Genomic DNA, 13676 nt, shown 5'->3' on the forward strand with positions numbered 1-13676 from the left:
GTGACGCGCAACCGCGGCGGAGAGCGGTTGTGCACCGCTCCCCTGCTCAGTACGGCAGGCTGAGGTAATACCGCCCAAGCTCCGTCAGTGCCCCATCGGCGGCCAGCAGGCTGGTGAAATGGACGTCATGGCCCCACCTGCCCGTGAACCACGCGTACCGGAACACGTCAGCGCGCTGCTCACACGTTGCCACCATCTCCTGCATCTGCCGCTTCTGCTTGTCCAGCGTGTCGATCTGCGCGCCGTCGTTGCCTGCGTGCCAGTTGGCAAACTCCGTTACCCAGAACGGCTTGCCGTACTTCGCCAGGCGATCGAGCTGGCCGCCGAGGCCATAGTCGTACCAGTGGAACGCGAGGTAGTCGATGCGTGGGTCGCGCCCGCCATTGGCGGTCCGATACGCAGCGTAGAACGCGTCGAGCCACGTCACCGGGTCTTCATAGCCAGGCATCGTTCCCCATGTGATCGCGGGGCCGACCAGTTTCACGCCGGTGCGGGCGGCGATGCTCTCGTAGCGGGGCCATGCGGCAGCGGCGGCGGCCGGCGAGAGGTTGGCCTGGTCGACCAGGTTCGGCTCATTCATCAGCAGCAGGTACCGGATGCCCGGACGGGCAAGCAGGTAAGCCTCGACGGCGACTGCGTCGAAGTTGTCGTTCCAGAGCATGGGGATATGGTCCATGCCATAGGCGGACTTGGCGTCGGCAGGCGCCGCGGCGTTCGGTTGCGCCGCCCAGTTGTACCACCACGAGACGCCGGGCGCCAAGGCGGCAAAGTCGGCCGCGCTGGCGAGATCGTAGGCGATGCCTCGCTTGGTGCTCTTGCCGGTCACCGGTATCGACGCAGGGGGCGTGGCGGGCGCCATGGCCGGCGGCGTGCCTCCATTGCCGTCGTTGCCATTCTTCGTGGTGTTGTCTTCCCCGCCACCCCCGCACGCGGCGAGTGCGAATGCCATCATCACTGCCAGCAGGCAGTGGCCAATACGTTTGCGCACGCTCATTTGGAATTCAGGAATCGGATCGGTCTGCAAGACCAGCTCTCACGCTTGTGCAAGCCTGCCCGCTCCGGAGAGCGGGCAGGCACCCGGGATTACAGCGACTGCAGGAACGTCGCGATGGCGTCGCGGTCGGCCTTGGGCAGCGCTTCAAAGCGCGTCCGGCTGTCAGTTGCCTCGCCACCGTGCCACAGGATCGCTTCCAGCAGGTTGCGCGCGCGGCCGTCGTGAAGCAGGCGCACGTTCTGGTCGCCGCCCTGGACGAAGCGCAGCGAGCCGATGCCCCACAGCGGAGCGGTACGCCATTGGCTCGGATAGGCGCGCCCCTCGCTGAGGGAGTCGGCCAGGCCCGGGCCCATGTCGTGCAGCAGCAGGTCGCTGTACGGATGGATGGTCTGTTCGCGCAGTTCGGCAAACGGGTGCGTGTTGCCGGTCTTCATGGTCGGGGTGTGGCAGGCCACGCACCTGACTTGCGCGAACAGCTCGCTGCCGCGCGCGATCTGCCCGGGATTCACGTCATGCTCCGGCGACACCCGGATTCCATCCGGGAAGCCGCTGCGCAGGCTGCGCTGGGCCGGCACGCCGATCAGCGACAGGTAGTGCGACAGGCGCTGCAGCTCGGTTTCATTGACCGCGGTGGGCGCGGTCGAGCCGCGGCAATCCGGTGCGCCACGCTGGCAACCCCGGTCCGGGAAGACCGGAGAGGTCACGCCCATGTCTTTCATCAGCGCGTCAGCGACCTGTTGCCGGATGCTTCCCTTCGACGCCTTCCAGCCGAAGCGGCCGAGGTGGGTCTTGCCCGTCTCCGGATCGACGATCCAGTTCGGGATGCCCTTGATGCCGTCGCCATTGGTATCGTTCGGGTCGGCCAGCGCCAGGATGGTGGGCTCGGCAACGGCCTCGAGCAGGCCCATGCCGATCACCTGCGGCGCCTGGCGCGTCGAGAAGCGCGCCGGAACCGGTCCCTTGAACGCATAGACCGGCTTGACCAGTTCGACCTTCTCGCCATCGGGCAAGGTGCGCACCGTGGTCTCGTACGACTGCACGGTCACGTCATAGGCAGGTGCGGCGGGGTCCTGCGCGTGCTGCTGCACGTTGTGGCCGTAGACGGGATCGACCTTGCCGTCGGTCGTGGCGGTCAGGAACGAGAGCGTGTCGAGCTTGGCGCCGATTCCCACGGCCTTGCTGCGACCGTTGTTGGTATGGCACTCGATACAGCGCGGCTGGTTGTAGCGCGGGCCGAGCTGGCCGATGTGCGCGGTGAATTTCGGGTTGTCGACATCGTGTTCCGAGTGCGTGCCGTCCAGGAACGAGGTGTGGAACAGGCGCCGGCCCTCGACAAAGCGCTGGGTGTTGGCGATGCCGATGTTGTTCGCCATCTGCTGGAACACCCGCATCGGTTCTTCCGAATAGTTGTACGAGATGCTCGCCTGGCCGCCCAGCAGCGTTTCGTCAGGCAGGACCTCTGAGTCCAGGTTCGGGACGATGCCGTACCACGGCCGCATGCCCACGCCCACGACGTAGAGCTGCTCGAACGAGTAGTAGCGGCTGCCGCCGCCATCGACCACCGGATCGCGCTTGAGCCTGGGTGCCGGTGCCAGTTCGATCCGGTCACCGATCTTCAGCGGACTGTGCGGGTCGGTACGCCAGTTGGAATCGACCACCATCATGCAATCCTCGCGCGGCTGCCCCTCGCGGCAGATCGGCAGGCCGCCTTCCTTCGGATTGTTGAAGCCGAAGTTCAGCGCCCAGCCGTAGTCGCGCACGTTGGGATCGAGGACATTGCGGAACAGGCTGAAGGTGGTGCCGTCGAAGATGCCCTGGTTCACCCGCAGGTAAATCTCGATGCGCTGGCGCCCGGCCGGCACATGGTCGCGGATCTCGAGGCCGAAGGTGCGGTTCTGGAAGTAGAAGGTAGGGAAGGTCAGGTAGCGGCCCGGACCCGCATCGGGGGCGTCCCACGGCTCGCCGCGCTCGCGGGCGTGGCGCTCGGTCGGGCGCGAGCCCATCAGGGTGACCAGCGTGCCGTCAGGTTCGCGGTACTGGATCTGCTCCATCAGCGGCGTATCGGCCGCGAACAACGGCGTATAGCCCAGCGGCTCCTGCACGGCAGGGGGTGGCGGCGCCGAAGCACTGTCGCCGCCACCGCCGCCGCAGGCGGTTGCCAGCAGGATTGCCGCCAGCATCGAGACTGACGCGCGCACGGCGCGGGATGCCGCGCTGCCAGGCGCGCGGCATTGAGCAAGGAACTTCATGACTTGACCCCTCTTTTTCTTTTGTGAAACGCATGATCGATGTACGACTCTTATGCGGGCTCGCGTGCGTCTGTGCGCAACGAGCGACGAGGATGATGATTGACATCTAAATGGATGTCAATCATCATCCACTCGCGCGAATCAATCGTGCGGGTCAATGAGGTATGCGCATGAAGCGCGCCGGGGATCTTCGTGGGAGGGGCCGACGGAATGCTGACGACAACCGCGGCCCTTAGGGGACTTGCTCAGTCGTTCCTGGCGGACGCCGAATCGAACTGCGCGAGCAGGAAATCCTGTACCGAGGCCAGTATCTTTCCCGACAGCGCCGGGTCATCCACCGCCCGCGCCAGGCCAAGCGCGCCGACCATGGTGCTCAGGGCGACGATCGCTCCGGCATCGTGGCCAGCATCGTCAGCCGCGCCCAGCAGCCCGCCGATAGTTCCCAGGCTCTTGCGCACCTGCTCGGTATATAGCGCGCGCGCGTCCTCGTGGGCGCGGCCCATGTCGTTGACCACCGCCGCAACGGCGCAGCCGTTGCCCGGAGAGTCGCGGTGTCTCTTGCTCAGGTACGCCGACACCATCGCCTGGAAGGTGGCTCGAGCGGCCGAGCGTGCTTGGGTGCTTGCGAAAGCATAGACAAGGGCTTCGGTGACCAGCTCGTCGCGGGATTCGAAATGCTTGTAGAAGCCCCCGTGCGTCAGGCCAACCTCCTTCATCAGGTTGGCGATGCTCAGCCCTTCCAGGCCAAGCTCGCACAAGCGCTGCGCGGCAACTTCCACGATGCGCTCATGCGTCTGCTGCTTCTGCGATTGCGAATGCCCCATTCCTCTTGCGTCATTTGATGGTTCGCGGCCGATGTGGCCGGTGCCGGCTGATGATAGCACCCGTGTACCCCTGAATTTCTGCCAGTTCGCGAGGAATGGACGCAGCTCGCACGGTGTCAGGCCGGCATGCGATGCAACGCGCACAGCTTGTTGCCATCCGGATCGCGCATGTAGGTGAGATGCAACGCCCCGGCCGGGGTGGCCCACGGCCATGTCCGCCACCGCATAGCCGGGCGGTGTCGCTGTAGCCTTGCTTCTCAGCAATCCAGTCATTTCTTGAGGTTCCGTCGCTCCAGAAATCGCGCAAACCGAAGCGCGGGCTTTCTGCGCTTGCCGCGGCTATGCTCTTTGCATGCGGTGCTGCGCGAGCCTGCGCGCGAGCCGGCGACTCCGCCTCACCACGGCATGCCTTCCGCCGGGATGATCCGATGAAACCGACCGATATCAGCGAAGCGTACCGCGTCACGCAGCGAGCGAGGGGGCCGACCCGGCCAACGCAGTCAGTCCGCGCCTGCTTGCGGCAATGAGCCATGAAATCCGCACGCCGCTGTACGGCATGCTGGGCACGCTCGAACTGCTGTCGCTGTCCGCACTGACGGACCTGCAGCGGCAGCAGATTGCCACCATGCAGTCGTCGTCCGCCGTGCTGCTGCAACTGCTCGATGACTTGCTCGCTTTTTCCCGCATCCAGGCGGGCCAGATCGACCTCGATGCGGTGCCGTTCGACCCGGTGGAACTGGTCGAGTGGGTCGCGCGCGCGCAATCGCCGCTGGCCTTGCGCAAGGGGCTGGCACTGGCCTGCTACCTGCAGCCCGGCCTGCCGTGGGTGGTCGGCGATCCGGTGCGCGTGCGGCAGGTGCTGGCCAACCTGCTGGGCAATGCGCTGAAGTTCACCGTGCAAGGGCGCGTCACCATCCGCATGGGGTGCGCATCGGCCGCGGCGGATAGGGTCTGCCTGATGCTGGAGGTGGCCGATACCGGCATCGGCATTCCGCCCGAGGTCCAGCCATGCCTGTTCGAACCGTTCGTGCAGGGCGATGTCGGTGGCGACCAGCATCGCGCCGACCGACACGCTCGACATGAGCAAGGAGATCCTGCTGGACGGATCGATGACGGTGCAGGTGAACTACCTGTAATCCTTCTCCGCTGCACGCAAAAAAAGCCAGACCGTGTGTCTGGCTTTTTTGCGTGCAGCGGCCGTATCGATTTGCCCCATCGTTTAAGGCTTGCCTGATTCGGATAGCCCCGCCGCGCTTCCACAATGAATGCATCGAATGACGATGCATGAAACACAGTGAGGCTATCCATGAAATTCTCCAGGACCATGTTGATGAGCGCCGTGCTGGCGGCGAGCGCGCTGGGCGCACATGCCCATGCGCAGGGCAATACCGGCCTGCAACTCGAGACGCCCGTCGTCATCGCGAATACCGATGACGGGGAGGGCGTGATGACGCTGAAGAACACCGACGCACGCCCGATGCTGCTGTACTCGTCGGTCGAGTCCGTGCCCGAGGACGACGCCGATCGCGTGATGGCCACCCCGCCGGTGGCGCGCATGGAGCCGGGCGATACGCAGATGGTGCGGTTTCTCCTGAAGAAGAAGAAGGAGAACCTGTCCACCGAAAAGCTGGCGCGCGCGGTCTTCGAAGGCATCCCGCCGGCGGAGAAGAACATGGTGCGGCTGACAGTGCGGCAGAACGTGCCGCTGATCATCCATCCGTCGTCGCTGTTGAACAACGAACTGTGGAAGGACCTCAGGTACAGCCGCCTGGCCAATGGCGACGTGCAGGTACAGAACACCGGCGCCTACGTGGTGCGGATGTCGCCGAATCTGGAACTGATGCCTGGCAACGGCCGCGCCGACCTGCCGCGCACCTACATCCTGCCTGGCGAAAAGGTCGTGGCCAAGGCGGGCGATGACAAGGCGGCGGCCGCCACCACGGTCAGGTCGATGCCGGCGTCGATGTTCGGCTACTTCTCCAAGCCCTTCGACGCGCCGCTCGGCGCTGCGCCTGCAACCAGCAACAGCCAGGCCAGCTAACCCAATCAGTCCATGCCGCCGGGGGGATGTCCAGGGCGGCGCCCCTCCCGGTGGTTGAATCATCATGCATATCAAGCCCCGTTTGCTGACGCTGGCGGTTTCCGCAGCCATTTCGCAGATGCCGCAGGCGGCGCTCGCTGAAGACGTCGATTTCGACGTGAAGACCATGGAAGCCCGCGGCCTGTCGGGCCAGGTTGCCGAATACTTCAAGAGCGAGAAGCGCTTTGCGCCGGGCCGGGGCACCGTGACGCTGGTCGTCAATGGCGTGCAGGCCGGCGCCGCGGAAGTCGTGTTCGACAGCGAGGGCCAGCCCTGCTACGACCAGGCCTTCTTCGCGCGTGCTGGGCTGAAGGCACCGTGCCGCTGCCGGCCGGGCCACTGTTCTGTAGCGCCAGCACGTCGTGGTTGAACACGCCGCCCCAGCCGCAACGGCTGTAGCCGGCGGCCGCGTCGGCGCCGGGCACCGCCAGCGCCTCGGGCGGCACGATCAGCTCGATGCGCTCGCGCCCCGGCAGCAGGCGCACGATCGCCTGCGCATAGGCCTGCTGCAAGCTGCCAAGGCAGCTCTCGCCCGGCAGCGCCGCCGGCACCCCTTCAGCGCGGACAGCAACGGCGCCAGCACGCTGGACCACCTGTACACCTAGCAGAAGTCCTTCGTGGCGCAGAAGCGGTCTGGCGCGAGCGCACCACCCAGTCGCCGGCGTTTGAAGCCGAACTCGGTACCGCCCTGCAGCAACCGCAGCGGCGTGCTCGGCTATGGCACGCTGGCACTTGCGGGTGGCGCCAGTGCCGGGCCCGCTCAGGCGGACCGGCGCTTTAGCCTGGGACAGACCGCCGCAGGCAATCCGATCGGGGTCTGGTCGGTGGCGCTGTCCGGCGCCATGGTCGATGGCGCACCCGCGGAAATCGGCATCGTCGCCGGCGGCGTGCTGCAGTCGGGCGACCGCGACCGGGTCTTGCGCAACGACGGCAAGGCGGTCACGTGGGTGTCAGACGGGCAACTCGCGCGCGGCCGCACCTTTACCATGGGCGGCGAAGTCTCGGCCGGCCTGGCCAGGCTGGGCGAGCTGCCGGGCGCCAGCGCGATCCAGCTTGACGGCATGGCTACCATCGAGGTGATCTACCTGTAGCGCGGATTAGGGCTGGTGCGGTGCCGCACCCCGGCATATGCGTTGGCCGGTGCGCACTTTTGTGTTCTAACCTTGAGATGCTGTCCGGATCCTCCGGCAGTTCGGTTTTCCCGTACGCAAGGAGATCACGATGAATACCAAGAAAGCGATACCCGCGCTATGGCTGGCTGCCAGCGTGCTGGCCGCGCCGCTGGCCCTGGCGCAGATGCAGGGCGGCGCCGCAGCCTCCGGCGCTGCTGGCACCACCGGCGCCGGCGGCACCCCAGACACGACCACCACGCCTGGCATGACAGGCGCCCCAGGCCCGACAACCACCCCAGGCATGACAGGCAGCCCTGGCACGACAGGCATGCCTGACGCCACCGGCACTACCAGACCCCCGGGCGCTACCGGAACAACCGGCACCAAGGGTACCCGGAGCACCAAAGGTACCAGCAAGCCGATGGCGGATTCCACGGCCGCGGGGCCTGCCGCGCAAAGCTCGCCGTATATGCAGGTGCAACAATGGAAGAAAGGTGACCGCCTGCCGACCGAGTTCAGGGACCGCCAGTATGTGATCGACGACTACAAGCAATACAACCTGCCGGCGCCGCGCAAGGGCACGCGCTGGGTTGGCGTTGGCGCGGAGTATTACCTGGTGGCGCCCAATGGCGTGATCCAGCAGGTCGGCTCGGGTTCCTGAGCGGCTCCGGCCACCGTCCGCCCGGCCGGCAATACGGGCAGACAAGGCAAAGCCGCCGCGCATGGCTGCGCGGCGGCTCTTTTTCTTGCCGCAGGTATCAGATACCCAGGATTTTCTTGGCCTCGAGCAGCGATTTCATCGCTTCATCATGCTTGCCGGCCTTGTGATACGCCTCGCCGTCGGCGCGCAGCTTGGCGACCTTGGCTGCGTCGTCCGGCGACAGCGCCGGCTTGGTCGACAGCCTGGCATCGATGGCCTTCATCTCGTTGGGGCAATTGTGGGCGAGCGCCAGGCCGGAGGCGCCGCACAGCAGCAGTGCCGCGAGGATCGAAATGGATTTGCGCACGTTGGCCTCCACCGGGAGCAGTTGAAGTTTCCAGCATAGTGCATCGCGCGCGTGCTACAAGCGCTCCCGAGTCCCGGGGATAATCACCAGCCGGTTTTCCGGGCTCACTTCAAATACCCTCTCGAAGGGGTATATGGCGATTATTTGATGCGCGACTGAAACGGCCGCAAACCGCCGGCAAGCGCTCATCCCATCCGTAATTCAGCCATTCGGGCGAGGCCTGGCATTGGTGGCGCGCAACTACGCACGGGCGCGCTTGCCGTGCCGCGGGACGTGGCTTGCGCAAGCCGCCATGCGGCCTCATGCGCCCGTTCCTGGCCGTTCCGACATGCGCAGCCATTGCGCTGCGCCGGTTTTCCGGGGTTTGCACCATTCATTGCGTCGCACTCCGGATTGCAAGCATCCGTTGGCCTTGGTCATTTCCGGATACAGCGTCCGATGGATTTTCCCCGCGCGCGCGGCTGCGCTTCATTCCTGAAACAGCCCGTGCGAATGCCCGATTTAAAGGGCGCACGGCAGAAGATAAATTGAGCTCGCCCGGCACGTATCCGGCCCAGTCATTAAAAAAATAACGGGGGCTCCATCATGCAACGCATCGGCCTGAAACTTGCGGCGATCCCGGTCGCCTGCCTCGCCATCCTGCTCGCCGGCTGCGGCGGGGGCGGCGGCGATTCCGCGCCGGCCAGCAACGTCGTCCCGTCCGAAAGCGTGCCCGGCCCGGCTGGCGTCAACGGCAAGACCATCCTGTCCGGCGCCAATGCGCCGAGCGCCGATATCGGCACGGACGGCGACTTCTACCTCAATGTATCGACCTCGACACTGTACGGTCCCAAAGCCAACGGCGCCTGGCCCGCAGGCGTGGCGCTGATTGGGCCGCAGGGCATGGCCGGCGCGCCCGGGGCGACGCTGCTGCACGGTCCGGCGGACCCGACCGCGGCTGACGGCTCGGAAGGCAGCTTCTACCTGAATACGACCACCAACACGCTGTTCGGGCCGAAGACCGGGGATAGCTGGCCGACCGGGATTTCCGTGGTCGGCCTGACCGGCCCGGTGGGCCCGGCCGGCCCCGCCGGTGCCGATGGCGCAACGGGTGCGCAGGGCCCGCAGGGAGAGAAAGGCGAGAAGGGGGACCAGGGCGACAGCGGCGCCCAGGGCCCTCAGGGTGAGAAGGGCGAAGAGGGCGAACAAGGCGAAACGGGGGCGCAGGGACCGCAAGGCGAGCAGGGCGAACCCGGCGCCGGCGCGATGATCTACACCGCCAACTTCGCGGTATCGAAGGCCGCGGGCGGCAACGGCACCTATGTGATGAACGGCAGCGGGCTGGACCTGCAGAGCGCCGATCCCTATTTCGGCGCGGTGATGCCGGTGGGCTGCACCGGCGGCCTGACCATGACCGCCAGCCTGGCCGGGACGGTGCCGGACAGCGCGCTGTATGCGGTGGTGGCGTACCGCTTTGCCAGCGGCACAGCGCTGGAAACCCTGAGCCCGCTGGCCATCACCGACGGGTATGCATGCAAGCTCAGCGGCACCAGCCGGACCTGCGCGACGGCGGCCACGACCGCGGTGGCGGCCAATGACATCATCCAGGTCCAGGTCAGCGGCAACCGCCCATTCAACTGGGACGGCGGGCTGTACGTCAACCTGGCCTGCAAGAGCAACTGAGGGCACGGGGACAGCGGCTTCGGCCGCCGTCCCGCCAGCCGACCACCCCGACACATTCCCTCTGCCAGGGCAGGCGGTGCAACCACGAACTGTCACGAGTCCACGAGCGCCGCAACGAGCCGCAACGCGCCGTAACAAGCCATTCGCCCGCCCTGGTTTTCCCACACGCCTTCCAGTGCTATTTTGGAGGGCGTCGTTTTTTGTCCTGCGCCAATTACCGGTCGCCCCCGCCCGCCCCCCGATCCGCCCAACCCTTTGCGCATGGAAACCTCCGCCGCAGCACACTATTCCCTGGCCCTGCTATGCGCCGCCGTGCTGACCGTGGCGGTGGTCGGCATCCACTACGAGGCGCTGCGGCTGCTGTCGGGGCTGCATCCGCGGCGCTGGAGCGGGCGCGTGAACATCGGCGTGCTGATCGTCTGCATCATCGTGGTCCACTGCCTGGAGGCGATGGTGTTCGCGCTGGGATTCTGGTTCGCCGACAACGTGCTGGGGCTCGGGTGGCTGGCCGGGTCGACCGCGCCGGGCATGCCCACCCGGCACGGCGAGCCGTCGCTGCTGGTCTATGCCTACTTTGCGCTGGAGACCTTCACCACGCAGAGCCTGGGCGATCTCTACCCGGTTGGCGCGACCCGGCTGATTGCCAGCATCGAGCCGCTGGTGGGCCTGATCCTGATCGGCTGGTCGGCCTCGTTCACCTACGTGATGATGCGCCGCGACTGGCAGCTCGACGAGGAGGGCGAGCACCGCGGCGGGTACTAGCAGGGGCCACGCAGCGGTGCGGGCGCGGCGGCGGCGCAAGTGCCCGAAATGCCGGTACTACCGGTACCACCAGCAATACCGCTAGTGCCAGACCGGCCGGGAACGATTAAGCTGGCAGCCTTGCCCCGGCCATCGGGCCACAGACCAGAGGAGCCATCATGCCGAGCCGCCAGCGAACCCTGATCCGCCTTGCCGCCATCGCCGCACTGGCCGTGGCCGGCGGCGCCTACGCGCAGAAGCCGGACGGCCAGGGTGCCGCCGCCGCCGCGATCAACGAGGCGGTGCAGGAAGGCACCACGCCGTACCGCCCCGATCCTGCCGCGACGCCGGGCAGCCTCCAGTCCGCCGAATGCCGCGAACTGGCCGCCCAGATCGCCACGGCGCCCAAGCGCGAATACCGGACCTCCGGGCAGGGCATCGAGACCGCGCAGGGGCGCACGGTGCCCGAACTGGAACGCGAGCGGCCGCGCAAGACGCTGCAGCAGGCTTACCAGGAGAAGTGCCTGTAGTAAGCCACTCCGGCGGGCGGCGGCTCACCGCCGTCGCCGCCTGGCCCGCGCCATCCCGCCACAAGCCGCTCCGGCAAAGCTTTTCCTCCCGTCCCCCGCCATTCCCGCGTGCCGTGCCTTGCACACTCCCGGCGCATGGTTGCCCCATGGCCGCGCGCCCGCGCGGGTGCGAGTCGCATCTTCACCGCGCCGGGGAGAAATACATATGTTTCATGGTTATCCATGATGGAACACTTGTTGCTCATTGGCTAGCATTCCCCTCGCAATGGCACATCGCGTGAACGCTACTCAAGGAGAGCCTGTAATGAAAGCAGCAGAAGTCACTTGCCCGCGTAGTGGTTCCCGGAGCCGGCGGGCGTTGCTGGTACCGTTCGCCGCCGCCGCGGTGGCGCTTGGCGCGGGCGCCGCAAGCATTGCGCGCGCTGCCGACGTCGCCGCCAGCCCCACGCTCGCCAAGGTCAAATCCTCGGGCACGATCGCCATCGGCCACCGCACCTCGTCGATCCCGTTCTCTTACTACGACGCCAACCAGAAGGTGATCGGCTTCTCGCAGGACATCTGCGACCGCGTGATCGATGCGGTGAAGCGGGAAACTGGCGTGCCGAACCTGCAGGTGCGCATGGTGCCGGTGACCTCGCAGAACCGGATCTCGCTGGTGCAGAACGGCACCGTGGACCTGGAATGCGGCGTCACCACCAACCTGAAGTCGCGCCAGCAGCAGGTGGCATTCTCGACCACCTTCTTTGTCGCCGGCACGCGGCTGCTGGTGAAGAAGGGCAGCCCGGTGCATGACTTCGGCGACCTGTCGGGCAAGGCGGTGGTGACCAATGCCGGCACTACCTCCGAGCGCATCCTGCGCCGGCTCAATGACGAGAAGCGCGCCAATATCACCATCCAGAGCGCCAAGGACTATGGCGAGTCGTTCCTGATCCTTCAGTCGGGGCGGGTGGCGGCGTTCATGATGGACGACGTGCTGCTGTCGGGCGCGCGCACGCTGGCGCCGAACCCGGCGGAATGGACGGTGGTGGGCACGCCGCAGTCGTTCGAGGCCTACGCGTTCATGATGCGCAAGGACGATCCGGGCTTCAAGCAGGTGGTCGATGGCGCCATCACCGGGCTGATCAGGAGCGGCGAGATCAACAAGCTCTACAGCAAGTGGTTCGCCGCGCCGGTGCCGCCCAAGCAGGTCAACTTCGAGCTGCCGATGACCGAGCCGCTGAAGAAGGCCTACGCCAGTCCCAACGACGAAGCCTTCGAATAATCGCGCTCAGCCGAACTCAGCCGCGCCCGGCCGGCACGTAGGCGCCGGTGCGGTGCAGCTCGCCCTCGGCCTGCTCCAGCGCGCGGATCGCGCCCTTGCCCTTGCGGGCCAGCAGCTGTTCGACCAGGGCCTCGACCACGGCGACGCCGGCCGTGATCGACGGGAAGAATGACGGGCTCTCGACCGAGAACAGCAGCGTGCAGTCCGCCGCCAGCGCGATCGGCGCCACCGTGCTGTCGGTGAGCGCGATCACCTTGCAGCCGCACTCGCGCGCGGCCGCGGCCACGCGGATGCTTTCCTGCGAGTAGGGGGCGAAGCTGACCACCAGCACCGCATCCTTGGGCGCGAGGCCGCGCAGCTCCATCTCCAGCGTGCCGGCCTCGGCGCGGATCAGGTGCACCGTGCTGCGGAACAGCCGGTAGACGTAGTGGAAGGTGAACGCGATCGGGAAGCACGCGCGAAAGCCCGCCACATGCACGCACGGCGCCTGCGACAGCAGTTCCGCCGCATGCTGCAGCGTCTGGTCGTTGTTGGCGGCGATCATGTCCAGGTTGTGGTGCTGCGCGTCCAGCACTTCGCCCAGCATGCGGCTGGCGCTGCTTTCGCGCACCACCTTGCGCGCGCGGCGCGCGTACAGCTGGCTGCCGCCGCGCAGCGCATCGACGAACAGCTCGCGCAGCCCCTGCCAGCCCTCGAAGCCCAGATGCTGCGACAGCCGCACCAGCGTGGCTGGCTGTACCCCCGCGCTGGCCGCGATCTTGCGCATCGACAGCACCGGCACCTCCTGCGGATGGTCGAGCAAGTAGCGCGCGCCGCTCTGGAACTGCGTGCTGAGCGCGGGGAAGCTGCTGCGCAACAGTGCGAGCAGCGCCTCCAGGTCCTGCGGCGGCGCTTGTGGCGGCTGAGTGGGGTGGTCGGACGGCATGGGTACTCCGGATTCGGTGTTGTAACGATTGTTGCACAGGTGCGCCCCAAGGCGCGCTTGCCGGCCCGCTGCCGGTTGATTTCCGCTTGATGTCCAACTGGCGTCCGGTTAACGTCTGCCGCCGCCCAAAGCTGTATGCCCTGCCATGCGCGCACCCCCCCTTTTTGTGGGATTGCCGCAACGCTGCTGCGCCGCAATCAGAAATTTCTTCACCCTTCAAAAGTCGTGACTTACACTGCCCGCCATAACCTCCGGAAATGGGTCGTCCGGGACATAATGAGTATCGGAGCG

At 66.6% G+C, this 13676-nt stretch carries 15 protein-coding genes; 10 read left to right on the forward strand and 5 right to left on the reverse strand.

All coding sequences use genetic code 11. From position 1 onward, the window contains the following. Positions 1–46: 46 nt before the first annotated feature. The 3 genes from K307_RS27645 to K307_RS27655 all read right to left on the reverse strand — a co-directional run bounded on the left by K307_RS27645 (position 47) and on the right by K307_RS27655 (position 4067). Positions 47–994, reverse strand: coding sequence for a glycosyl hydrolase (locus K307_RS27645; protein ID WP_042884001.1), 948 nt, complete (start codon positions 992–994; stop codon positions 47–49). A gap of 89 nt (positions 995–1083) precedes the next feature. Beyond that, entirely contained in the window at positions 1084–3243 is a 2160-nt protein-coding gene (locus K307_RS27650; RefSeq protein WP_196251625.1) for a di-heme oxidoredictase family protein, read from the reverse strand. A 245-nt stretch (positions 3244–3488) separates the two neighbouring features. Continuing rightward, positions 3489–4067 carry a TetR/AcrR family transcriptional regulator gene (locus tag K307_RS27655; RefSeq protein ID WP_042884002.1) on the reverse strand — a complete coding sequence of 193 codons (579 nt, stop codon included), beginning with the start codon at positions 4065–4067 and terminating at the stop codon, positions 3489–3491. A 511-nt stretch (positions 4068–4578) separates the two neighbouring features. Between K307_RS27655 and K307_RS27660 the strand changes: the two genes are divergently transcribed. The 6 genes from K307_RS27660 to K307_RS51180 all read left to right on the forward strand — a co-directional run bounded on the left by K307_RS27660 (position 4579) and on the right by K307_RS51180 (position 7920). Next, entirely contained in the window at positions 4579–5301 is a 723-nt protein-coding gene (locus K307_RS27660) for a histidine kinase dimerization/phospho-acceptor domain-containing protein (RefSeq protein ID WP_080745250.1), read from the forward strand. Between the two features lie 72 nt (positions 5302–5373). Next, the gene (locus K307_RS27665; protein ID WP_080745251.1) at positions 5374–6108 is read left to right on the forward strand and encodes a fimbria/pilus chaperone family protein; all 735 of its coding nucleotides are present in this window, start codon (positions 5374–5376) and stop codon (positions 6106–6108) included. A 64-nt stretch (positions 6109–6172) separates the two neighbouring features. Beyond that, positions 6173–6517, forward strand: a complete 345-nt coding sequence (locus K307_RS27670) for a FimD/PapC N-terminal domain-containing protein (protein WP_042884005.1) — start codon at positions 6173–6175, stop codon at positions 6515–6517. After that, positions 6510–6752 carry a hypothetical protein gene (locus K307_RS27675; protein ID WP_042884006.1) on the forward strand — a complete coding sequence of 81 codons (243 nt, stop codon included), beginning with the start codon at positions 6510–6512 and terminating at the stop codon, positions 6750–6752. The genes K307_RS27670 and K307_RS27675 overlap by 8 nt, the downstream gene beginning before the upstream one ends. 60 nt (positions 6753–6812) lie before the next feature. Further along, positions 6813–7238 (forward strand): hypothetical protein, encoded by a 426-nt coding sequence (locus K307_RS27680; RefSeq protein ID WP_042884007.1) that lies wholly within the window; start codon positions 6813–6815, stop codon positions 7236–7238. Between the two features lie 130 nt (positions 7239–7368). Further along, on the forward strand, positions 7369–7920 hold the full coding sequence (locus tag K307_RS51180; RefSeq protein ID WP_230626144.1) for an RcnB family protein: 552 nt from the start codon (positions 7369–7371) through the stop codon (positions 7918–7920). A 97-nt stretch (positions 7921–8017) separates the two neighbouring features. On the opposite strand, the gene K307_RS27690 is transcribed toward K307_RS51180, so the two are convergent. Then, positions 8018–8266, reverse strand: a complete 249-nt coding sequence (locus K307_RS27690) for a hypothetical protein (protein WP_042887480.1) — start codon at positions 8264–8266, stop codon at positions 8018–8020. 585 nt (positions 8267–8851) lie between these two features. Here K307_RS27690 and K307_RS27695 point away from each other — a divergent pair. From K307_RS27695 to K307_RS27710, 4 genes are all read left to right on the forward strand, one after another. Then, on the forward strand, positions 8852–9928 hold the full coding sequence (locus tag K307_RS27695; protein WP_042884008.1) for a collagen-like protein: 1077 nt from the start codon (positions 8852–8854) through the stop codon (positions 9926–9928). Positions 9929–10189: 261 nt separating this feature from the next. Then, positions 10190–10690: a hypothetical protein gene (locus K307_RS27700; protein WP_042884009.1), complete on the forward strand. Its 501-nt coding sequence runs from the start codon at positions 10190–10192 to the stop codon at positions 10688–10690. Positions 10691–10848: 158 nt separating this feature from the next. Further along, positions 10849–11199, forward strand: coding sequence for a hypothetical protein (locus K307_RS27705; RefSeq protein ID WP_042884010.1), 351 nt, complete (start codon positions 10849–10851; stop codon positions 11197–11199). Positions 11200–11503: 304 nt separating this feature from the next. Beyond that, positions 11504–12460 carry a glutamate/aspartate ABC transporter substrate-binding protein gene (locus K307_RS27710; protein WP_080745252.1) on the forward strand — a complete coding sequence of 319 codons (957 nt, stop codon included), beginning with the start codon at positions 11504–11506 and terminating at the stop codon, positions 12458–12460. A 16-nt stretch (positions 12461–12476) separates the two neighbouring features. On the opposite strand, the gene K307_RS27715 is transcribed toward K307_RS27710, so the two are convergent. Further along, a complete protein-coding gene (locus K307_RS27715) occupies positions 12477–13385 on the reverse strand; it encodes a MurR/RpiR family transcriptional regulator (protein ID WP_042884011.1) in 909 nt (302 codons plus the stop codon). Between the last annotated feature and the right edge of the window lie 291 nt (positions 13386–13676).

Source organism: Cupriavidus necator A5-1, assembly GCF_000744095.1.
In the GTDB taxonomy this organism is placed as follows: domain Bacteria; phylum Pseudomonadota; class Gammaproteobacteria; order Burkholderiales; family Burkholderiaceae; genus Cupriavidus; species Cupriavidus necator_A.

Excerpts from the sequence above, each read along its gene's own strand:
- K307_RS27695 (WP_042884008.1), top strand. The coding sequence starts at position 8,852 with ATGCAACGCATCGGCCTGAAACTTGCGGCGATCCCGGTCGCCTGCCTC.
- K307_RS27670 (WP_042884005.1), top strand. The coding sequence starts at position 6,173 with ATGCATATCAAGCCCCGTTTGCTGACGCTGGCGGTTTCCGCAGCCATT.
- K307_RS27710 (WP_080745252.1), top strand. The coding sequence starts at position 11,504 with ATGAAAGCAGCAGAAGTCACTTGCCCGCGTAGTGGTTCCCGGAGCCGG.
- K307_RS27655 (WP_042884002.1), bottom strand. The coding sequence starts at position 4,067 with ATGGGGCATTCGCAATCGCAGAAGCAGCAGACGCATGAGCGCATCGTG.
- K307_RS27645 (WP_042884001.1), bottom strand. The coding sequence starts at position 994 with ATGAGCGTGCGCAAACGTATTGGCCACTGCCTGCTGGCAGTGATGATG.
- K307_RS27700 (WP_042884009.1), top strand. The coding sequence starts at position 10,190 with ATGGAAACCTCCGCCGCAGCACACTATTCCCTGGCCCTGCTATGCGCC.
- K307_RS51180 (WP_230626144.1), top strand. The coding sequence starts at position 7,369 with ATGAATACCAAGAAAGCGATACCCGCGCTATGGCTGGCTGCCAGCGTG.
- K307_RS27705 (WP_042884010.1), top strand. The coding sequence starts at position 10,849 with ATGCCGAGCCGCCAGCGAACCCTGATCCGCCTTGCCGCCATCGCCGCA.
- K307_RS27650 (WP_196251625.1), bottom strand. The coding sequence starts at position 3,243 with ATGAAGTTCCTTGCTCAATGCCGCGCGCCTGGCAGCGCGGCATCCCGC.
- K307_RS27665 (WP_080745251.1), top strand. The coding sequence starts at position 5,374 with ATGAAATTCTCCAGGACCATGTTGATGAGCGCCGTGCTGGCGGCGAGC.
- K307_RS27715 (WP_042884011.1), bottom strand. The coding sequence starts at position 13,385 with ATGCCGTCCGACCACCCCACTCAGCCGCCACAAGCGCCGCCGCAGGAC.